At 71.2% G+C, this 21304-nt stretch carries 15 protein-coding genes; 7 read left to right on the top strand and 8 right to left on the bottom strand.

Features of this window, described 5'->3' with window-relative positions:
- From D6689_05970 to D6689_05955, 4 genes are all read right to left on the bottom strand, one after another.
- A partial coding sequence (locus tag D6689_05970; GenBank protein RMH43183.1) for a hypothetical protein occupies positions 1 to 2033 on the bottom strand: 2033 nt, incomplete at its 3' end.
- 42 nt (positions 2034 to 2075) lie between these two features.
- On the bottom strand, positions 2076 to 5903 hold the full coding sequence (locus tag D6689_05965; GenBank protein RMH43182.1) for a hypothetical protein: 3828 nt from the start codon (positions 5901 to 5903) through the stop codon (positions 2076 to 2078).
- A gap of 87 nt (positions 5904 to 5990) precedes the next feature.
- Positions 5991 to 6749 carry an FAD-binding oxidoreductase gene (locus tag D6689_05960; GenBank protein ID RMH43181.1) on the bottom strand — a complete coding sequence of 253 codons (759 nt, stop codon included), beginning with the start codon at positions 6747 to 6749 and terminating at the stop codon, positions 5991 to 5993.
- A 125-nt stretch (positions 6750 to 6874) separates the two neighbouring features.
- Entirely contained in the window at positions 6875 to 7660 is a 786-nt protein-coding gene (locus D6689_05955; GenBank protein RMH43180.1) for a hypothetical protein, read from the bottom strand.
- Positions 7661 to 7849: 189 nt separating this feature from the next.
- Between D6689_05955 and D6689_05950 the strand changes: the two genes are divergently transcribed.
- From D6689_05950 to D6689_05920, 7 genes are all read left to right on the top strand, one after another.
- The gene (locus D6689_05950; GenBank protein RMH43179.1) at positions 7850 to 8785 is read left to right on the top strand and encodes a DUF1549 domain-containing protein; all 936 of its coding nucleotides are present in this window, start codon (positions 7850 to 7852) and stop codon (positions 8783 to 8785) included.
- Between the two features lie 14 nt (positions 8786 to 8799).
- Positions 8800 to 9453, top strand: coding sequence for a hypothetical protein (locus D6689_05945; GenBank protein ID RMH43178.1), 654 nt, complete (start codon positions 8800 to 8802; stop codon positions 9451 to 9453).
- Between the two features lie 50 nt (positions 9454 to 9503).
- On the top strand, positions 9504 to 10862 hold the full coding sequence (locus tag D6689_05940; GenBank protein ID RMH43177.1) for a DUF1501 domain-containing protein: 1359 nt from the start codon (positions 9504 to 9506) through the stop codon (positions 10860 to 10862).
- Entirely contained in the window at positions 10859 to 11791 is a 933-nt protein-coding gene (locus D6689_05935) for a hypothetical protein (GenBank protein ID RMH43176.1), read from the top strand. The genes D6689_05940 and D6689_05935 overlap by 4 nt, the downstream gene beginning before the upstream one ends.
- Positions 11792 to 11820: 29 nt before the next feature.
- Positions 11821 to 14685, top strand: a complete 2865-nt coding sequence (locus tag D6689_05930; protein RMH43175.1) for a hypothetical protein — start codon at positions 11821 to 11823, stop codon at positions 14683 to 14685.
- A 7-nt stretch (positions 14686 to 14692) separates the two neighbouring features.
- Positions 14693 to 16807 carry a hypothetical protein gene (locus D6689_05925; GenBank protein RMH43174.1) on the top strand — a complete coding sequence of 705 codons (2115 nt, stop codon included), beginning with the start codon at positions 14693 to 14695 and terminating at the stop codon, positions 16805 to 16807.
- A gap of 239 nt (positions 16808 to 17046) precedes the next feature.
- Positions 17047 to 18033 carry a hypothetical protein gene (locus tag D6689_05920; protein ID RMH43173.1) on the top strand — a complete coding sequence of 329 codons (987 nt, stop codon included), beginning with the start codon at positions 17047 to 17049 and terminating at the stop codon, positions 18031 to 18033.
- Between the two features lie 78 nt (positions 18034 to 18111).
- Here the strand turns inward: D6689_05920 and D6689_05915 are convergent, their stop codons facing one another.
- The 4 genes from D6689_05915 to D6689_05900 form a co-directional block, all read right to left on the bottom strand.
- Positions 18112 to 19440 carry a 5'-deoxyadenosine deaminase gene (locus D6689_05915; protein RMH43172.1) on the bottom strand — a complete coding sequence of 443 codons (1329 nt, stop codon included), beginning with the start codon at positions 19438 to 19440 and terminating at the stop codon, positions 18112 to 18114.
- 14 nt (positions 19441 to 19454) lie between these two features.
- Entirely contained in the window at positions 19455 to 19877 is a 423-nt protein-coding gene (locus tag D6689_05910) for a cytidine deaminase (protein RMH43171.1), read from the bottom strand.
- Positions 19874 to 20710 carry a purine-nucleoside phosphorylase gene (locus D6689_05905; GenBank protein RMH43170.1) on the bottom strand — a complete coding sequence of 279 codons (837 nt, stop codon included), beginning with the start codon at positions 20708 to 20710 and terminating at the stop codon, positions 19874 to 19876. The genes D6689_05910 and D6689_05905 overlap by 4 nt, the downstream gene beginning before the upstream one ends.
- The coding region (locus D6689_05900) for a thymidine phosphorylase (GenBank protein RMH43169.1) at positions 20707 to 21304 on the bottom strand (598 nt) is incomplete at its 5' end. The genes D6689_05900 and D6689_05905, both read right to left, overlap by 4 nt.

Genomic DNA, 21304 nt, shown 5'->3' with positions numbered 1-21304 from the left:
GGGTCGAGGCGGGCGGTGGGCGCGGCGGCCGGGGAGGGCGGCGGGTCGGCGCGGCGAGTGGGGGCGGGATCGAGGCGGGCGGTGGGCGCGGCGGCCGGCCGGTCGGTCACCGCGGGATCGGCGGGCGACTCGGTCGTGCGCCGTTGCCGCTCGGCCGCGACGGAAGTCGGCTCGGCCGGGCGATCGAGCCACTCGAGCGCCCGCGCGCACGCATCGCGCACCACGTCGCGCACGCGCCGGCTGCCCGCGAGCCGCGCGAGGTCGTCGCGCGCCGGCTCGTACCGCGCGCGCCCGAGCGCGAGCGCCGCCGCGGCGCGTTCCTCGTCGACGGCGCGCCGCCGGAGCGTGTTGCGCTGGTTCAGTCGCTCGCGCACCCACGCGAGATCGTCGGGGCCGGCGACGTCGGCCAGCGCGAGGAACAACCGCCGTTTTTCGACCGCCTCGGACCCGGCGAAGTCCGGCGCGTCGATCCGCTCGCGCAGCCATCGGGCCGAACCCGGCGGGCGGGCGGTGGCGATGTGCTCGCACGCGGCGCGCCGCACGCTCGCGTCCGGCGAGCGCAGGCCGCGCTGCGCCATCCGGGCGGCCTCGCCCTCCGCCGCCAGCGCGAGCGCGCAGCGAAACGCCTCGGCGCGCACGCGGCCGTCCGCATGATCGCCGGCGGCTTCGGCGGCGCGCACGGCACCGTCGCCGCCCCACTCCGCGAGTTCCGCCAGTGCGTCGAGCGCCGCATCCGCCGGCCACGCGGCAATCTGTGCCGCCACGGCGTCGACGGCACCGCGACCGCGGCGCAGGCAGATGCCGATCGCGCGGCGCCTGAGCGTTCCGTTCGCGATCGCCGCCGTTCGTTCGGCGGCGGCGCCCGCGTCGTCGTCGCTCATGCCGTCGAGCACGGCGAGGAGTGCATCCGGGTCGGCGGCCTCGCTTGCGAGCGCGCCGACCGCGGCGACCGCAGCCGCCCGCGATACGACTGGGGCGTTCAGCGCGTCTGCGACCGCATCGGGCACCCCCTCGGCCCGCCGCCGCCGTCGCAACTCGGCGGTCGCGGCGACGAGCGCGGCGACCGCCGTCCATTGGTCGCGCCGTGCGTGCGCATCCACCACCAACTCGACCGCGCGCACCAGGGCGCGCACGTCCCCGGCGTCGAGCGCGACGTCGAGAGCCGCGAGCACCGCCGCGCGGAACCGGTCTGCCAGCGCCGGGTCGTCGCCGATCGCGCGCGCCATCGCGTCCGCGTCGTCGCGCGCGATGCGCATCAGGTCGGCGAGCGCGTCGCGCGGTGACGCGGGCAGCTCGTCGAGGGCCGCGAGGTTTTCCGCGCGCAGAAACATCATGTCGGCCGACGACAGGTTGACCTTGTGCATCCGCCGGACGACCTCGCCCTCGGCGTACGCTCGTCCGGTGAGCGCCGCGCCGGCCAGCTCCTTGAGCGTGCTGAGGCGGATCATCTCGCGCACGCGAGCGAGCTGCTCGTCGTCTTCGTCGGCGGCACCCTCGCTGCGGCTGCTCGTCGCGACGAACGACAGGCCGGGGATGTCCGCCTCCCACAGCAGGGTGACCGAGTCGTCCTCGTCGGCGAAAGCCTCGAACGACTTGCGATCTCCGACGCGCGCGAGGATCTCGAACAGCGTAAACGCCCCGGCGCGATCGAACTCGCCGTCGAACGACATCGACCGGACCCCATCGCCGAACAGCGGAAACCAGATGTTGTCATCGACCCGGTCGGTCTGATGCACGTCGTATCCGTCGAGTGCAATCGACGTGGGGCCGAGCGCGAACCGCACGCGGTCGTACCGGTCGGTTATCGCGTGCAGCGCCGCGACCCATTCGTCGACCAGCGTTTCGAGCATCGGGTGGCCGCGGCGGTACGTGCGCTGCGCGCGTGCGAGCTTGTCGGCCGTGCGAAATAGCTCGGTCGCGAGCGCGATCCGCTCTTGGGCGACCGCATCGGCGGCATCGGCTCCGTCGCCGCGCCGCAGTCGAGCCAAGTCGCGCGCCGCAGCCGCGGCGCCTCGCTGCAGTCCCCCGCTCACGTGCGTCCCGCCTCAGTATACCCCGCCGCGGGGCCGGCGGGGTCACCGGCGCGCGGCGGCCGCCGCGGCCATGCCTTCGCGCCAGCCCGCGGCGCGCGCCGCGGCGTAGGCGTCTTCCGCGTGCTGGCGCGCCGCGGCGGCGTCGCCGAGCGCGGCGCACACCGATGCGAGGTTGACGTGTTGGCGCGCGACCCCGATCCGATCGCCGCAGTCGCGCGCCATCGCGAGCGACCGCTCGGCGAGTGCCCGCGCCGTCCGGGCGTCGCCGCGCGCGTGGTGGACCGCGGCCAGGTTGCCGAGCACGCGCGCCGCGATCGCGTGCTCCCCGTCCGCTTGCGCGAGTTCGAGCGCCCGAAGCAAGAACCGCTCCGAGCCGGCCGGATCGCCGCTGCGCAGGCGAACGCGGCCGAGCGCGGCGAGTGCGCGCAGGGCGGCGCGCCGCAGCGCCGCGGCATCGCCGGTCTGCGCGAGCTCGAGGGCGTGCAGCAAGTGCCTGGTCGCCTCGTCGAGCGCGCCGCGGCGCTCGTGCGCTTCGCCCAGATCGATGTGTATGTCCGCGGCGAGCGACCGGTCGCGCAGGCCGCTCGCGAGTTGCGCCGCCGACTGCAGGTCGCGCAGCGCCTCGTCGACCTTGCCGGCGGCGACGCGGGCCCGGCCGCGCCCGCGTTTGGCGCGCGCGATCAAGTCGGGCGCATCGTCCATCTGCGCGCACGCCAGGCCCTCGGCCAGCGCGCGCGCGGCGGCGTCCAAGTCTCCGGCGTCGACGAGCAACTCGCCGAGTTCGATGCTGGCCTCGGCCAACGTCCGGTTGCGCGCGAGCGCGCTCGGCCCCGACAGGCCCGCGCGCGCCGCGTCGGCGAGCCCGCGCAGGATCGCCGCCCGGCGCGCCGGAGCGCTCGCCGCGGCGTCGCGCGCCTCGATGTAGCGCTGCACGGCGAGGTCGTCGTCGCCGGCTTTCGCGTAGTGCGACGCGGCGACCTCGGGCGGCACACCGGTATCGCGGGACGCGTCGATCGCTCGCGCGATCGCGCGATGGAGCGCGCGGCGCGTGCCGTCGGGAAGGCGCTCGTACACGAGGTCGCGGATGCGCCCGTCCGGGAAGCGGACGCGACCACCGGCGTCGTGCAGCAGGCCGCGCGTGCGCAACAGGGCGAGGTCGCGGTCGATCGGGATGTCGCGGACGCCGGCCATGACCGCCGTGACGATCGCCACCGGCATGTCGTCGCCGCACACCGCTGCGCAGGCGAGGACGTCGCGCGTGTATGCGGGCAAAGCGTCGATGCGCGCGGCAAATAGCGCGGCGGCCGTGTCGGGCAGCGATATGGTTTCTGGCGCAACCGTCAGATGCCAACGACCGTCGCGCGCGCGCAGTGCGCCGGTCTCGATCAGGCGATGGACCAGGTCGATCGCCATGCGCGGCGATCCGCCTGCGCGCTCGGCGACCGCGCGCACCGCGGCGGGTGGAGCGTTCGGCGCCAACAGGTGCGACGCGATCGCGGCGATCTCGTCGGGAGTCAGCGGTTCGACGCGCACGATCGCAACGCCGGCCGGCGCGACGACCGTGCCGTGCCCGCCCTCGTTGCTCCACGGCAGCGCGTGTCCATCGCGTGCGGCGGTCACGATCAGCGCGCCGGCCGGCGGATCCGCCGCCCACGCGGCCAGCAAGTGCGCGACCGGCGGGTCGGCCCAATGCGCGTCGTCGACGAGCACCGCGACGACGCCGTGCCGCGCTCGGCGCTCGATCGCGTCGCGGACGGCGGCGGCCAACGCGCCCGCGCGATCGCCCGCAGGAATCGGTTCCGTGGCGTCTATTCCGCGCACGCACGCGGTCAGGATTCGCAACGCGCCGGCGTCGACGCCCAGCGCGCGGAGGCCACCTTCGGTGCCGCCGACGCCTGCGACGACGTCGGCGACGACGCGCGCGCGGCCGTCGGCGCCCGGCCGCGCGGTCGTGCGCACGACGCACGCGCCGGCGCGCGCGAGCTGCGCCGCGAGTTCGGTGAGCGCGCGCGTCTTGCCGCAGCCCGGCTCACCGGTGAGGTGGACGAATGCGCCGGCGCCGGCAGCCGCGTCGCGCGCGCGCGCGCCGACGGCGGCGATCAGATCGCGACGGCCGACGAGCGGCGGGTCGGGCAGCGCGACAAACCCGGCCGCGTCGGCGTCCACCGCGGGCGCTCGATCGGCGTCGGCCAGCGGCTCGATCGCCTCGTGAACCCCGACGGCGCCGGCGTGGCCGCGCACGCGGACGGCCGCGCGCGCGTGCGTGCGGATCGCACCGCGCACCAGGTCCCGCGCCGCGTCGGACACCACGACCGCACCGGGCTCCACGGCGCGGGCCAGCGCCGCCGGCAGCGCCACCGTGTCGCCGATCGCGGTGTACGACGCGGCTCCCGGCCCCGCCGTGACGCGCGCCGGGCCGACGTGAACCGCGGCGGACACTTCGAGCCGCGCGTGTCGCGTGCGGTTGCCGTCGGCCACCCAGTCGCGGATGTCGAATGCGGTGAGCACGGCGCGCTCGGCGTCGTCGCCGCCGGTGGTCCGGACGCCGAACGCGACCGTATAGCCGCCGTCCTGGCGCTGGGCGACCAATCCGCCGCGGCGCCCGGCGGCATCGCGTACCGCGCGGTCGAGGTCGGCGCCCGTGCGCTCGGCGTCGGCCGGGTCCGCGTCGTACAGCGCCGGCCCCCCGGCTTCGATGGACAACACCGCGATGTCGCGCCGCTCCGTGCGCTCGGCGGGCGCCATCTGGACGATCTCGTCGATGAGCGTCGACGGCAGCACGCGGCGCAGCTCGGCAAACCGCGCGTCGTCCGCGGTGGGGGCGCGCGTCGCGCGGCCGGTCGTCGCGCCGCACTCCGGGCAGAACTTCGCGCCGGGCGGCATCGGCTCGCCACACCGGCTGCACGGCGACCCGGTGAGCCGCGGCGCGGCCGGCGCGAGCGCGGCGGTGGCGGTGGGCAGCGGCGCGGTCGCGGTCGCGGGGGCGCCGGCGATGGCGTCTTCGAGGGCGCGCTGCATCTCGGCGGCGGTCTGATAGCGATCGCGCGGGGACTTGGCGAGCGCGCGGTCGACGGCCGCCGCCAGCTTGGGCGGCAGGTCCGGCCGCACGGTGATGAGCGGCGGCGGCTCCTGGTAGGCGTGGGCCGCCAGAAACGCAGCGGGGGTGTCGGCGTCGAACGGCAGGCGGCCCGACAACAGCTCGAAACAGATCACGCCGATCGAGTACAGGTCGCTGCGTTCGTCGACGCGCTGTCCCATCGCCTGTTCCGGCGCCATGTACGCCGGCGTGCCGACGACGACCCCGGTCTGCGTCAGCCGCGCGCCGCCGATCGGGTCGAGTACCTTCGCGATGCCGAAGTCGAGCACCTTGACGAAGTCCCGCTGCGTCGGCAGGTCCTCGATCATGATGTTCTCGGGTTTGAGGTCGCGGTGGACGATGCCGAGCCGGTGCGCCGCCTCGATCACGGACAGCACCTGGCTCGCGACGTGAACCGCGCGCGGAGGCGGAAACCGGCCCGCTTCGGCAGGGCGTCCGCGAGGTTGTCGCCGCGCAGAAACTCCATCGCCATGTACACCGTGCCGTCCGACTCCCCGAAGTCGAGAATGTCGATGCAGTTCGGGTGGCGCAGGCGCGACGCCGACTGCGCCTCGCGAAAGAAGCGCTGCACGATCTCGGCGTCGGCGGCCATGTGCGCGTGCAGCGTCTTGATCACCACGTCGACGCCGAGCGTCGCGTGCTCGGCTCGGTAGACGCGGCCCATTCCGCCCTCGCCGAGAACCGATACGACTCGGTACTTGCCGGCGAGCGTGCGCCCCACGAGTGGATCGCGCGGCTCGGCCGGCGGCGCCGGCGTCCCGCAGCGGGGGCAAGCGGCCTCCGCGCCGTCATACGACGTATTGCATTCGGGGCACGCGGGCACGGCGTCAGCGTATCACCGGTGCGCGCGGGTGGCGCGGTCACACACTCCACCGTCCGGGGTTCAGGATGCCGTGCGGGTCGAGTACGTTGCGCACTTCGCGCAACAGCCGCGCGAACCCCGGGTCGAGCCGCTGCCGGTAGCGGCCGACTGCCCAGCCCGGCGTCTTGTACATGACGAACCCGTGATCGAGCAGCGCGTCGCACAGCGCGCGGTTGCAGGCGGCGACGCGCTCGCGGTCGGCGGGGTCGTCGCGCCGGAACACCTCGATGAACCGCAGCACGCCGAAGTGGCCGCCCTTCATCGGGCGCGCGACGATCATCGGCGGGAAGCCGTAGCGATCGACGATCGCGATGCCGTCGTCGCACGCCGCGTCGAAGCGGCTCATCGGCCCGTACGTGCCGACCCATGTGAGGCCGCCGGCCGGGTGGTCGAGCAAAAAGTCCAACCGCGTCGGGAACTCGGCGAGACGGGCCAGGCGCGGTTCGAGGCGCACGAGCGCGTCGACCGTGATCGGATCTTCGATGCGCGCGCCGGAGCGCCGCAGGTCTTGCAGGTAGGCGGCCAGTGCGCGGCGCTTTTCGCGCAAGAGCCCCCGCGTCGCCGCGCCGATGTCGAGATACAGGAACATCTCCGGCTCGGCGGGGTCGCGGGGGCCGGGGGCGTCTACGCCGAACAGCAGCTTGCCGGTCGGCCACGACAGGCCGCCGAGGTCGTCGAGGATGGCAAGCGCCCGCAACTCGCGCAGCGCGCGCCGCGTGTACCGCGCCGCGTCGTGCCGCCACTTGATCGGCGCCAACTCCCCCTGGCGCTCGGGCGGGCGACTGCCCGACCGGCGCGTCGGGACGCGCGGCGACCATGCCCGGCCCGCGCGCGACCGCGGCGCGGCAGACGGCCGCCCGCGCGACCGACGAGCGCCGGTCGTCAGCGCTCGGCGGCTTCGAAGTCGACAACCCAGCTCAGCACCTTGAGCGCGTCGTCGTACGGCATGCCGTGATGACCTTGCTCGCAATACACGACGAGCAGCGACAGCGGGTCGCCCGGGATCACGTTGGGCAGCTCGTCGGTGCCGAATCCGAGCGCGGCGCTGTAGTTCTCGAGCGAGTACGCCCCCGACGTGCCGTGGCAGTCGGTGCAGCCGCGGGCGCGCATCAGCGGACCGATGTCGGCTTCCCACGTCAACGTCGGTGCGGCGTCCCCGGTGGCCCCAGGGCCGGCGTCGGCGGCGCCGGTCCCCGCATCCGGGGCACCGCCGGTGGAACGCTCGTACGGCGTGCCGAGTTCGATCCATTCGGTCCACCGATCGAGCATCGGGTCGCCGGGCTGCACGGCGGCGATGTGTCCGCCGGCGCCGGTCGCCTTGTCGATGAGCAGGCTGGCGGTCGCGGTCCCGGCGCGCGCCTTGACCTGGTTGTAGTTGGCCATCCACGCGTCGTCGGTCGCCGGCGCCGCGGTCACCGGCATCGGGACGCTGCCGCCGCCGTGACACGCCTCGCTCGTGCAGCCCATCGCTTCGAGGTCGCGCTGGATGTCCGGACGATACATGGCTGCGGCGCCGCCGGCGCCCGCGTCGGCGCCGCCGCCGCCGGGCTCGGAGGAGTCGATGGGCGTGAGCTCGCCGCTGCACGCGACCGCTGCGGCGAGCGCGATCGTGGTCGGCAGAATGCGCATGCGCCGCGGAAATGCGAATGCCGTGCCGGCAACGGCCACCGGAGCGCGGCCGACAACACCGCGATACGTCGCTCGCGTGTCGGCCTCCGTTCGCCCGCGGGGCCAACGCAGCCGACCTTCGGCCCCCAACCTCGGTTGCGTGCTGGCGTCACGAGTCGCCAGGCGCGACGCGGTTTCCACCAGTTGCCGCTGGCACGTGATTCGCTCTCGTTCGGGGCGGAGGCAATCATGCGTCGACGTCAGTGGCTCATCATCGCGTTCGCGGTCGGGATCGCCGGGCCCGCCCTCACCGTCGAAGGCTCCTCGATCGAGGAGTTGATTCGCGCCTACCTCGCCGAGCGCGGCGCGGACGTCCAGCTCGCGCCGCCGGAGCAACTCGCCCGCCGGTATTCAATCGACCTCACCGGCGTCGTTCCCACGCCGGAGGACATCGAAGCGACCGCGTCGATGTCGCCGGCGGAGATGTTCGACTACTTCGCGGCCAAGGGGCCGATGGACCACACCGGGGGCGAGATCCCCTACGTGTGGGTCAATCTACTCAAGGACGCCGATCACTTCCTGTTTAGCAACTCGACGCAGTTTTCGCAGCGCGCGCACATCCTCGAGTTCCGCGATCAGCTGCGCCGGGTCTACGCCGAAGGCTGGAGCTATCAGGAGTTCGTTCGCTGGGCGTTGCAGTCGCAGATGTTCCTCAATCGGTTTCCGTCGGCGGCCGACCGCGCGAACGCCGCGTTCTTCCTGTTTCTCGGCCGCGATTCGTTCGCGAGCGAGGTGCCGGCGGGCAACATGTGGAACGGCTGGCAGCTGCGCAATCCGAACATTCCCGCGTCGCAGGCCGAGACCAACCCCGACTACCACGTCTACGACTACGACCCGGCGAACTGCGAGCGGCCCGGAATCGTGTGCAGCGCGCAGCTCTGGTCGTCCGTCGGCGCGACCCCCGAGGACGCGATCGAAATGATCGTGTCGTCGCCTCTGTTCGCCGAGGCGACGGTGGACCACTACTGGTACCGATTCATCGGCCAGAACATGCCGGGAGTCGACTTCCCGGATCTGCGCCGCGCTCTGGCGAAGGGGTTCATTGAGCACAACTACGACGTCAACTGGCTCATTCGCGAGATCACGACCTCGCCGGCCTACACGCAGGAGATGATGTTCCGATGACAACCTTCAAATCCATGCTACTGGTCGCCCTGGCGGCGCTCGCGGCGTGCAACGGGTTCGTCACCAGCCACGGGGGCGGAGACGACGACGACGACTGGGGAGACCCCGACCCCGGCGGCGACGGAAGTGACCGGACGTTGTTGTTCTACTACGGCCCGATGAAGCTGATGTACGGCGAATCGATCCTGTACTCGATCGAGCGGATCACGGGCCACGACTTCGGCAGCTGGGATTACACGGCGCCCGACCCCGGTTCGCAGGCGTTCGTGAACACGGGAAATGCGAACGGTACGTTCTACCCGCACTGCCGACTGCTCGGCGGATGCATGGAACACCGGATACCGCTGGGGCGCACGTCGTTCGTCGGCACGGCCTACGTGCTCGAACTCGAGAAGGCGGTGGCCGAGGCGTGTTACGACCGCGCGGCGTTCGCCATGTTCCCCGGCAACGCGCCTCCGGACGCCAGCGTTCAACCCATCGACATCATCAACCACCAGTACCGCGCAGCGTTCGGCGCGGCGCCGTCGACCTCCGATCTCGAAGAATCGATCGCGTACTTCGAAAGTCACCTCGCCGATCCGGAGTTCGATGACGTCTCTCCGATCGAAAGCGCGGGCCGCGGCCACTGCCGGGCACTGCTGACGACGAACCGATTCTTGTTTTACTGAGCGCGCGCAAACGACTGCCGCGACGCACTTTGCACGGACTGAGGTGTGCGATGACCAAGGGACTGACACGTAGAGGATTCCTCGGGTTGGGCGCGGGCGCCGCCGTGGCGCTCGGGGCGCCGTGGGTGTGGAAGCGCCGTAAGGTGTCCGCCGCTCCAATCGTCCAATCGCCACTGTCGACGGGTGCCATTTTCTTCGTGCTCAACGGCGGCGCGCGTACGCAAGCGGTGTTCAACGGCACCGTCGGCAGCGGCACGAATCCGTTCGGTCAGATCAGCGGACTGCCGGTGCCGCTGTCGGCGGTGATGCAGGGCACCGGGCTCGACAACCCGGACATCAACGCGAAGCTCAACTTCGTATCGACCTGTCAACATCACAACCGGACCGGCAACCACGGCACGGGCCGGACGGTCGCGTGCACAGGCTACGAGCCGCAGGAAAACAAGCCGGGGATCCTCACGCTGGTCAACGCGTCGTTCGCGTTCCGCGACATCCCGTGCGTGAACATCGGCAACGACACGCCGACGACGATCGTCGGCTCCGAGATCTCGAGCACGTTCTCGCCGATCAAGATCTCGTCGCCGCTCAACGTGCAGGACATCACGTCGGCGCTCGTGTCGACGGCGGTTTCCGACAACGAGACCGCTCGCCTCGAGCGACTGCGCTACACGCTGTCCGATCGGTTCCACCGCGGCACGAAGTACAAGGAGCCGGAGGATATTCCGTTCTTCCAGCGCAAAGCGGTCGATATCGCGCAGCAGCTCAACAACGATGCGCTCGACATCCGCACGAACGCGTCGATGGGGCGCTACGTCGATGGCACGAACGTGAGCAACGGAGCGCTGCGCGCGTCGTTCGGCGTCAACAACAATGGCGGCGGCAACGACCTCGGCGCGAAGGCGATGCTCGCCGTGAGGCTGCGGCAGCTCGGGTGCGCGGGGATCACGATCTCGTCGGGCCAGAACTGGGACCTGCACTCGAACGAGGACGACGGGTTGCCGCCGCGCGCGTTCGCCCTCGGCCAGGCGATCGCCGGCCTGATCGACCATCTCGGTCGCATCCCCGATCCGTACGCGAACGGGCTCACGCTGCTCGACACGACGGTCATCACGGTGCTCACCGATTTCAACCGAGGCAACTGGGCGGTCGGCACCGGCTTCAACGGCAATCAGGGGTCGGACCACCGAACCGGCGAGGACAAGACCGCGATGCAGTGCATCCCGATCATCGGCGGCGGGTTGCCCGGCGGCGCGTTCCTCGGCGAGGTCGGCGGCGACGGCTCCCCCGTCGGGGCGTCGCCGGTCTACGAGACGCGGCAGGTGCTGGCGACGGTGCTCGACTTGATGGGCGTCCCGACCGACACCTATTTCCCGGGCATCCGGCCGATCACGGAGGACTTGTTGGCATGACTCGCACCGTCGCCGGGGTCGCGTTGTCGGCCATCGTCCTCGCCGCGTGTACCGGGGCGTTCGACCCCGACGAGCCGGCGGTCCCGGGCGCGGACGCCGGTGCCGTCGACACACCCGACGCGCAGCCGGTCTACGACGAACTCGACAAGGCGCGCGCGCAAGCGCGGTTCCAGACGACGACCGATCTGATGCGATACGTGTTTGCGCCGGGGTGTGCGGCCGAGACGAACGAGTGTCACTCGAACGAGGACTACCCGGATCTGCACACCGAGGGCAATCTGTGGAATTTGCGCTACCTGCCGTGCAATCTCGGCGTCGGCGAGCGCAACACCGTCGAGGATTTTTGCGAGGCGCTCGGAGACGAGATCGAGGTCACCGACGGGGCGAACGCCGGCTGGCGAACGCGCATCGGCTCCATCACACTCGTCACCGACGCCGACGGCGCGTTCCAGCACTATGAAGTGCGAGTGCAGACGGCGCCGCCCGCGGGACAAACGGACGCCCAGTTTCGCATCCTGCGCGACGGTGCGCCGGTCGCGGCGCTCGGCGGCGGCGGCGGCCTGCAACTCACCGCCGGCAGCACGACGCTGCGCGTGACCGACGCCGACGCGATCCCCGACCCGGTCGCCGTGCGCCAGGGGGACGAGAACCAAAACGGCGTGTTCGGGGATGGCAGCGGCGTGCTCGTGCGGCCGGGCGATGCGCGCGCCAGCTATCTCGTGCGCCGCCTGCTCGGCGCGGAGACGACGCGCATCCGCATGCCACTGAACGACAACGCCGACAACCCGACGGAACTCAATCGCTACCTCACGCCGGACGAGATGTACGCGGTGATGAGCTGGATCAACTGTATGCGACCGGAGGACGACGTGTACGCGCCGATCCGCTACGACTGCCCCGAGAACGCGGACAACGAGGGGAGGTGGTAACCGTGTCGTCGCGAGCGTTGGTCTTGGGCGTGACCGCCGGGTGGCTCGCCGCGGCCTGCGTCGACGGTAGCCAGTTGGGCGGGGGCGGCGAGGACAAGTCGATGTTTGCGACGGAGATCGCTCCGATCTTCGAGCAGGATTGCGGCACGAACGCGTGTCACGCGGCCGAGGGCGATCGCTACGACGAGCTGGATCCGAGTTGGTTCGTGTTTCCCGTCGACGAAGACGGGCGGATTACCGGCTCCGAGCGCCTCGAGAAAGCATACGCGCGTGCGGTCGAGAAACTGTCGGCCGCGGGGCCGGAGTTTTCCCCGCTGGTGCGCAAGCCGCTCGACGAGGCGCTCGGCGGCCAGGCGCACCGCGGCGGCAGCCAATACCGGACGATGTCCGACGAGCGCCTGCAGAAGCTGATGCACTGGGCGCGGGTCGCGGCGCCGCTCGAGGATGTGCCGCTGTCGCCGCTCGCACAACGATACCGCGACGAGATCGAGCCGATCCTGGCCGAGAAGCGCTGCATGCTGTCGAGCTGTCACGGCGCGAGCGCGTCCAATCTGTTGATCTTCGACCCGGGCGTGGTCGGTCGGTTCGACAACGCGGCGTCGCTGGCCAACTACAAGAAGGTGATCACCCATCTCAACTTGGAGACGCCCGACCCGATGATGTCGCGGCTGGTGCGCAAGACCATCCCGCTGGATCAGGGCGGCATCTTCCACCGCGGCGGCAACGACTTCTTCAACCCGGCTGCCAGAGACGAAAAACTGCAGAAGATCCTCGATTTCGTCACCGACGCGCGCACCGCGGTCGGCGCCGACGGGACCGGCGTCGTCACGGGCATCGTGTTTGCGTCGACGGATCCGACGCCGCGCCGGTGGTTCGATCTGTCCGTCTGGCAACCGGGCGGCGACATCTATCTGCTGTCGCCGCCGGAGCCGGGCGGGCAGCTCACGAACCTCACCGCCGCGCACCATACCGGGCCGGCGGACATCCGCGATCCGGCCGTGAGCTACGACGGCACGCGGATCGCGTTTGCGATGCGCCGGTCGGAGGAGGACTGCCTCAACCTGTACGTGATGAACCTCGACGGCAGCAACCTGCAGCAGCTCACGTTCGACACGGGCACCTTGCCCAACGGGATCAAGGTGTCCAACGTCGAGCCGCTGTGGGGGCCGGACGATCGCATCTATTTCGTGTCGACGCGCGCCGGCCAGTGGGCCGCCAACGGGGACTATCCGCTGTCGAACATCTGGCGAATCGATCCGGCGTCGGGCGAGCTGTTGAGAATGACGATGTCGGCGGGCAACGAGATTTCGCCGGCGTGGCGGCGTTTTCCGGCCAAGGGCAAGCAGGCGATCGAAAACCGGACGCTCGACTTGACGTTTACGGCGACGCGCAAGGTGGGCGACCGCATGTTTGCGCCGCTGATGCGGGTACCGCCGGACTTCCGCGCCGACTACCACCCGCACTTCGGCACCCAGAATCCGAACTACCAGATCTTCACGTCGATGACGCAATTCCCCGATCTGCGCGAGCCGCTCATCCTGTCCGACGAGGCGGTCGTGTGGGAAGGCGGTGCTCTGGCGCTCATCGACCGCAACCTCGGGCCGATCATCAAGGACGGCGGCGAGCCGTCGGTGGTCAACTACGTCGATCCGCTGCAAAAACTCGGGGCGGTCGGCGACGTCGTCGAGCACACCGGCGTATCGCCGGACGGATACTACCGCGACCCGTATGCGCTGCCGGACGGTCGCATCGTGGTCGCGCACTCGCCCGACACGATCGACCTGACCGATCCGACCGCGACGCCCGACACGGCGATCTATCGGCTCGAACTGCGCGAACTCAAGGGCAACCGGACGGTCGTCGTCCGCAAGGAAGTCCTCGCCGACATCCCCGGCAAGGTCGAGATGGATCCGCGCCCGGTGATGGTGCGGCGGCGCGAGGAGATCGGCGATCCGCTCGAGCACCTGTCGAACGACGTCGACCACGGCACGCTGCTGAACTTCGACCTCGCGGTGGCGATGACCGTCGCCGCGGAGGACAGCCCGTCGCGCGGCAAGCCGTTCGACGAGATGGCGAGTAAGATCCGCTACGTCCGGCTGGTGGAGGAGATCGCGCCCGACGGGACGGCGGTCGGCCGCGCCGCCCGCGGCATGCGCCGGGTTCTGGCGGAGTTTCCGGCGACGACGGATCGCTCCGTGTACGTCGAGCTGCCGGCGGGCGTGCCGTTCTTCATTCAGACGCTCGACGACATGCGCATGGCGACGGCGACCTTCAACCAGTGGTTCTTCGTGCTGCCGGGTGAGCACCTCAAGCAGGTCACGCGGCGGGAGGTGTGGAACACGCGGTGCGGGGCGTGCCACGGCTCCAAGAGCGGCGAGCCGGGCGACACGGTGACCACCCCCGATGTGTTGACGCAGGCGTCGCGCGTTGTCGCCAACTACGACGCCGCGACGCGCACGGACAAGCCGCCCGTTCCGTACGGGCTCGAACCCGACGAGCGGCTGGAGGTCGACTTTGCGCGCGACGTCCAGCCGATCCTCACGGCTCGGTGCGCGACGGCCGGGTGTCACGACGGAACGGTCGCTCCCGATCTCACCGATCGGCCCGGCGTCGAGTTCTCCGGCGCGTACGAGGCGCTCACCGCTCCGGGCGCCGACTCCGCCAACGGCTTTGCCTACGTCGACCCGATGAGTTCGTCGGCGCGCCGCAGCTACCTGGCCGAGGTCCTGTTGGGGCGCGATCTGGACGCGCCGCGCGCGTACGACTCGACGGGCTGCCCGGGGGCGGGACAGATGTCGCTCACCGAGTTGGCGACGCTCATGCGGTGGATGGACCTGGGCGCCGCATACCGCGGCATCGGCCCGAAGACCAAACCGGAGCTACCGAGCTACTGAGGTGCGTATGCGACTTGGGACGCTGGGACTACTCGCACTCGCGGTCGCGGCGTGTGCACAGGAGGCACCGCCCACGGCGCCGGTCGGCGGCGACTGGGCGAATCTGGCGCCCGTCGGCGAGCGCAATCCGGACGCTCCGCCGCAGCCGCTGCGCAAGCAACCGTTTTCCGTGGCGATGACGTCGGACGGGCGCACTGCGCTGGTCACGCTGCGCGGCACGGAACTCGAGCCGGGCTACGAGGTCGCCCTCGTGGACGTGCCGGCGCGCTCGGTCGCTGCGCGGATCGATGTGGGCTCGTCGCCGGTGGCCGTCCGCCTCACCCCCGACGAACGCCACGCGCTGGTGTTGTCGCAGATGTCGCGGTACGCGGCCGTGATCAACCTCGACACGCAAGCGGTCGCGGGGCGCATCGACGTCGGCTATTACGCGCAGGACGTCGCGTTCGCGCCGGACGGCTCGGCGATGTACATCACGAACCGGGCGACCGACGAGGTCGAGCGATGGACGCTCGGCGCGATCGGCGACAGCCTGACGGGTGAGCGGGTGGCGTCGGCGCCGGCCGGCGTCAACCCGGAGGCGATCGCGCTGTCGCCGGACGGCGGCAAGGTCTACGTCGCCGACGCCGGCGGCCTCGGCGTGCGCGTGTACGACGCGGCCACGCTGCGCGAACTGGCGTTCGTGTTCTTCAACGCGCCGGTGTTCGACCTGGCGGCGATGGGCAACTGGATCGTTGCGACCACGCTCAACGACACGAACGGACTGCCGTGTGAGACCGACGGCGACTACGTGGGCACGCAGGGCGACGGCATCTTCCCGATGGTCACCGACCGCACCTGCAGTCGCGGCTTTGCCGACATTCAGAACGAGATCGCATTCATCGATCCGGCCGACGACACCATTGCGATCCGGTATACGTCGGATACGGCCGAGGTGTCGGAGGCGGACCGCGAGGGCGATCACGACCCGGCGCTGATGAAGGTGCGGGGAGCGCTGCCGCACACGATCGCGGTGGTCAGTCCGACGCGCGCCTACGTGACGATGTCGGCGAGCAACGAGCTGGTGGAGTTGAGCATCGACGGCGGATCGCCGCCGGCGATGACCATGCCGCGGGCGTGGGACGTCGGCTTTGCGCCGCAGGAGGTCGCGGTCGACGCCAACGGCGCGGTAGCCGCGGTGGCCAACCGGCTTGGCGAGACGCTGTCGATCGTCGACCTGTCGTCGGGCGAACGCGTCGACGTCGCCGTGGGCGAGGTGAATCCGCCGTTTCCGGCCACGAGCGCGGAGATCGGCGAGCTGTTCTTCAGCACGGCGAAGTTTTCGACCGATGGCGACCAATCGTGCACTCACTGCCACCCGAACAACGAAAACGACGGCAAGACGTGGGGGGTTGATATCGTGCGCGCGTTCGGTCGCCGATCCACCTTGCCGATGCGAAACCTCGCCGAAACCAAGCCGCTGCTCGTCGAGGGTGTGTTCGACGAGATGGACTTCAACCTCGAGATGGAAGGGATCTCGTTCCGGCCGGACTTCCACGACTCGTCGTATACGCTCCAGGTGTCGCGCCGCGACGAGTTCTACCGGCGCGTATCGCGCGAGTTGATCGGTCGAGAGATCGGCTTCGACGAGATGGTGCGGCACGTCGGCGCGTTCCTCGTCGTCGAGCCGCGGCTGCTGCCGAGTCCGTTTCCGAAGGACACGCCGCAGGTCGAACGGGGCAAGGCGTTGTTCGAGCGGCCGGATGTGGGCTGTGCGGCGTGCCACCCGGCGCCGACGTTCGCGAGCGACGAACTGTTCGAGGGAATCACGACGCTGGGTCGCTACGACTATCCGCGCCGGGAACTCGACCCGGACGTGTCGATCAAGTTCCTCGAAAACGCGCGCGACGGCTTTTTCAATGCGAACAGTCTGCGCGGATTGTGGGATCGCCGCGGCGCGTTGTTCCACGATGGCCGCGCGCGTACGATTCGCGAGACGATCTTGACGCCGGGCCACCCGTGCCAGCGCGACGGCGAGCACGCATTTAACGAGTTCAACGGTCAGGTGGACACCAACGGCGGCATCTCGCACCTCACCTGCGACCAGATCGACGACCTGGTCGCGTACTTGCTCACGATCGATTGAGCGCGCGGGTCGGTTTGTCCCGGCAACGGGCGGCCGTCGATCCGCGGGTCGCGTACTTGCTCACGTTCGATTGAGCGCGCGGGAGCGCGAGCAGACGGCCTTCTCGTGTGCGCGACCGTAAATGCGCGGGGCGCCGATCGCCGGCCGCGACCGTCGACCATTCGGTCCATTCTCGCTCGGGCGGCCGCCGCCGCGGCGAGCGTTGGCCGTCGCGCGACGACGTGCTACGTTGCGAATGCATGGCGGTCCGCGGCGCGTTCGGGGTGATCGCGTGGGTGGTCGTCGCGGCTTGCTCCCGCGGCGACCCGGGCGAGCGCGGAGACCAGAGGGCGCCGGTCGCCGACCCCGAAGCGCCGCCGAAGCCGACGGGCGCGCGGCCGGGAGGCTGCGCCCGGTATCTTCCGCTCGTTCGGGCCGCCGGCTTCGCGAACCCGCGGGTGAAGATCGACGACGACACGGCCCACCACTGCACGTATGCGGTCGAGGGGAAGGGAGACCCGTCCCTCACCATCCACCTCGGGATGGGCCCGGACTACGATGGGGCCAAATCGGCGGTGCGCCCGATCGACGGCGCCGGGGTACGCGCGGAGGTCCTGGACGATTGGTGGCTGTCTGCCTGGCGCGGCGACGGCGCCGTCGTCAGCGTGCAATGGCTCGGGGGCGCGCCCTTGCCGGAAGGCCCCGCGTTGGCGCTCGCGAAGGCCGTCTTGCCCAGGGTGGAGGCGCCGGTGCGGCGCCAGTACACGGACAAGGACTTCGCGGAGCGCGGCTACTGCGAAATCAAGGTGAGCGGCGGCCTCGACGACGCGATTCGCATTCCTGGCGCGGGGTCGATGTCCATCAGCACCGTGTACTGGCAGGGCGAGGACGCGATGGCGGCACTGCTGTTGAACTGTGGTGACCCGATCGCCGGCGAAGGGTTCTACGTCAACTTCATCCTGGCGAAAGGGACGCCGCCGGAGTTGTTTCCATACGGACCCAAGACGTACGAGATGGCCGAGAATGCGGACGAGCCGGGCCAGATTTCGCGTACGGTGTCGCGGTATCGGGGAGTGCGCATTCGCTCGCGCGGGAAGGAGTCGTTTTCGATCACGCGCTTCGATGGCACCCGAATCGCCGGGACGTTTCACATCCCGGCCACCGTCAAACCAAAGGGCGCGCCCGTCGACGTGGTCATCGATGGGAGCTTCGAGCTTCCGTGCGTCGGTTCGGCGTGCGCGAAGTGACGGATCGCTTCCCGGTGCCGGAGCTGCGCGCGCCGGAACGTGGCGCCGCCGGTCGGCAGTCGTCGTCGAGCCGCCGGGCTATTCGAGGCGCCCGAACAGGGCGCGGGCGCGTTCGCGCGCCTCTGCGGCGGTGCGCTCGGCATCGAGCGTGAGCAACTCGCGGTCGCGCACGACGATGGCGCCGTCGACGACGACGTGCCGCACGTCGGTGGACCGACACGCGTACACGAGAGCCGAGTAGGGGTTGTCCGTCGGCGCGACGTGGGCACCGGTCGCATCCACCGCGATGACGTCGGCTCGCTTGTTGACCTCGAGCGAGCCGATCGCGTGGTCGAGGCCGAGGGCGCGGGCGCCGCCCATCGTGGCCATGCGCACGACCTGCGCCGCGCGCATGGCGCGCGGGCCGACGCGCGGCTTGTGTATGAGCGCGGCGAGGCGCATCTCGACGAAGCCGTCGAGGTTGTTGTTGCACGGCGCACCGTCGGCGCCGAGGCTCACGGCGATGCCGTCGTCGATCATCTCCGGGACGTGTGCGATCCCCGAGGCGAGCTTGAGGTTGGACGACGGGCAGTGCAGCACGTGGGTGCCGGTGGCGCGCAGCACTTCGCGTTCCTCGTCGGTGAGCCACACGCAGTGGGCGAGCCCGACGTCCGGGCCGCACAGCCCGGTGTCGCGCAGGTACACGACGTTGTCGGCGCCGCGCGTCGTCCGCACGAGGTCGATTTCGGCGCGGTTTTCGCTCGAGTGGGTGTGAATGCGCGCGCCGAACTGGCGGGCCGCGACCGCGACTTCGCGCAACAGCGCGTCGGTACACGACAGCGCGAATCGGGGCGCGAACGCGTAGCGGAGTCGGCCGCCGGCCGCGCCGTGCCACTGTTGGCAAAGGCGCGTCGACTCGGCGAGCGACTCGGCCGTCGATTCGGTGAGCCCCCGCGGATGGCCGGCGTCGGTCGCGTCCATCATCGCCTTGCCGATCGTCGCGCGCAGGCCGGCGTCGCGGGCGACCTCGAACAGAACGTCCGTGTGGCGCACCGTGCCCATGTCGAGAACGGCAGTCGTGCCGCCGCGCAACAGTTCGGCACATGCGAGCCGCGCCGCGGCCGCCATGTCCCGTTCCGACAGCGCGGCCTCATAGGGCCACACCACCGCGCGCAACCAGTCGAGCAGCTCGAGGTCGTCGGCGCGGCCGCGGGCGAGCGTCTGGCACATGTGGACGTGCGACTGCACGAGCCCCGGCATGACGATGCAGCCGTCACAATCGAGGATCTCGTAGTCGTCGCGGCTCGGCATGGCCTGGCCGCCGACCTGGACGATCACTCCGTCGCGGCACACGACGTCGCCGTCGGTCACGGTCGACTGCGGGTCGACCGTGACGATCACGCCGCCGCGAAAGATGATCTCCGGCATGGTCGCCGCGCGCGTTACCGCCGTCCGCCCTCGAGGTCGGCGCGGCGGAAGCCGCGGGGCAGAAGCTCGGCCAGCGTCGTCTCCTCGCGCTCCCCGGCCGCGTTGGCCATCAGCACGCGCACGCGGTGCGGGTCGGGCGCAAACTCCTGCAGCGTCTGGCGGCACAGACCGCACGGCGCCGCGGGCGGCGAACTGTGCGTGAACAGCGCGAGCACGTCGATCTGCCGCGCGCCGTCGATCACCGCCGCCGCGATCGCCGCGCGCTCGGCGCACAGGACGGCACCGAACGACACGTTCTCCACGTTGGCGCCGTGGTAGATCGCGCCGCCTGCCCAAACGGCACAGCCGACGAAATAGTTGGAGTAGGGCGCGTAGGCGCGCTCGCTCGCCGCGCGCGCCCGCTCGATCAATTCGGCAGCCAGTTCGTCGTCCGTCATGCCATCCTCCCGAGCGCTCGCAGGATATCGCCGAGCAGTCGTTCGAACGCGGACCGCACGCGCGCGGCGGTCTCGGTCACTTCGTCGTGGCTGAGCGTCGCGTTGCCCAGGCCTGCAGCCTTGTTGGTGATGCACGAGATGCCGAGCACCCGCGCGCCCATGTGACGGGCCGCGATCACTTCCGGCACCGTGGACATGCCGGCCGCGTCGGCGCCGAGCCGCGCGAGCATCTGCACCTCGGCCGGCGTCTCGTAGCTGGGGCCGGGGAGCCCCGCGTAGACGCCCTCGGCGAGGGCGATGGCGTCGCCGGCGGCGCGGCGCGCGAGTTCGCGCAACTCGGCGTCGTAGGCGGTCGTCATGTCGGGAAACCGCGGGCCGATGCGCGGATCGTTGGGGCCGCGCAGCGGGTTGGCGCCGAACAGGTTGATGTGATCGCGGATCAGCATCAGCGTGCCCGGCTCCAGGTCGTCCCGGATGCCGCCCGCGGCGTTGGTGACGATCAACGTTCGCGCACCGAGCCGCACGAGCACGCGCGCCGGAAAGGCCACGTCCCGCAAATCGTATCCCTCGTAGTAGTGGACGCGCCCCTTCATGGCGACGCAGGGCACGCCGTCGAAGCGACCGAGGACGAGCGCGCCGGCATGCCCCTCCACGCTCGACGTCGGGAACCGCGGAATGTCGCCGTACGGGATGGCGACGGCGTCGTCGAGGCGGTCGGCGAAGCTGCCGAGCCCGCTGCCGAGGATCAAGCCGACGCGCGGCGCGACGCCCGGCGCGCGCTGCGCGATGGCGGCCGCGGCCCGCTCGAGCCGCTCGAACAGGTCGTCGGTCATCGGAGCACCTCGAGGACGAGCGGGCGGTCGCCGGGCGGTTCGTCGCCGATCGTGCACGCGGCCGCGACGCGGCGCGCGGCTTCTTCGGCGCCGGTCCCGTTGTGAAGCAGGTGCGCGAGCGGCGCGCCGGCGTCGACCCGGTCGCCGACGGACACGGCCATGACGACGCCGACGGCCGGGTCCACCGCGTCTTCCTTGCGGCGGCGACCGGCGCCGAGCACGAGCGCCGCCATGCCGATCTCGTCGGCGGCGCACGCGGTGACGTAGCCGGCGCGCGGCGCGGGTACGGGGACGCGGTGGCGCGCGCGCGGAAGCACCTCGGCGGGGGCGTCGGCCACGCGCGGATCGCCGCCTTGCGCCTCGACCATGCGGCGGAACAGGTCGAGCGCCGAGCCGTCGTCGAGCGCGCGTTCGATGCGGGCGGCGCCGGCGTCGCGGTCGGCGACCACGCCGGCGAGCGCGAGCATTTCGGCGCCGAGCGCGACGGTCAGCGCGCGGGTGTCGGCCGGCCCGCCCCCGCGCAGCACGTCGACCGACTCGGCGATCTCGACCGCGTTGCCGACCGCGTCGCCGATCGGGTCGTCCATGCGCGTG

It is taken from the genome of Deltaproteobacteria bacterium, assembly GCA_003696105.1.
GTDB lineage: Bacteria > Myxococcota_A > Polyangia > Haliangiales > J016 > J016.
This window is presented reverse-complemented; position numbering and strand designations above follow the sequence as displayed.

What these genes read in the sequence shown, in the direction of transcription:
- D6689_05940 (RMH43177.1), top strand. Translation starts at nt 9,504, where the DNA reads ATGACCAAGGGACTGACACGTAGAGGATTCCTCGGGTTGGGCGCGGGC.
- D6689_05950 (RMH43179.1), top strand. Translation starts at nt 7,850, where the DNA reads ATGCGTCGACGTCAGTGGCTCATCATCGCGTTCGCGGTCGGGATCGCC.
- D6689_05925 (RMH43174.1), top strand. Translation starts at nt 14,693, where the DNA reads ATGCGACTTGGGACGCTGGGACTACTCGCACTCGCGGTCGCGGCGTGT.
- D6689_05920 (RMH43173.1), top strand. Translation starts at nt 17,047, where the DNA reads ATGGCGGTCCGCGGCGCGTTCGGGGTGATCGCGTGGGTGGTCGTCGCG.
- D6689_05915 (RMH43172.1), bottom strand. Translation starts at nt 19,440, where the DNA reads ATGCCGGAGATCATCTTTCGCGGCGGCGTGATCGTCACGGTCGACCCG.
- D6689_05945 (RMH43178.1), top strand. Translation starts at nt 8,800, where the DNA reads ATGCTACTGGTCGCCCTGGCGGCGCTCGCGGCGTGCAACGGGTTCGTC.
- D6689_05935 (RMH43176.1), top strand. Translation starts at nt 10,859, where the DNA reads ATGACTCGCACCGTCGCCGGGGTCGCGTTGTCGGCCATCGTCCTCGCC.
- D6689_05910 (RMH43171.1), bottom strand. Translation starts at nt 19,877, where the DNA reads ATGACGGACGACGAACTGGCTGCCGAATTGATCGAGCGGGCGCGCGCG.
- D6689_05905 (RMH43170.1), bottom strand. Translation starts at nt 20,710, where the DNA reads ATGACCGACGACCTGTTCGAGCGGCTCGAGCGGGCCGCGGCCGCCATC.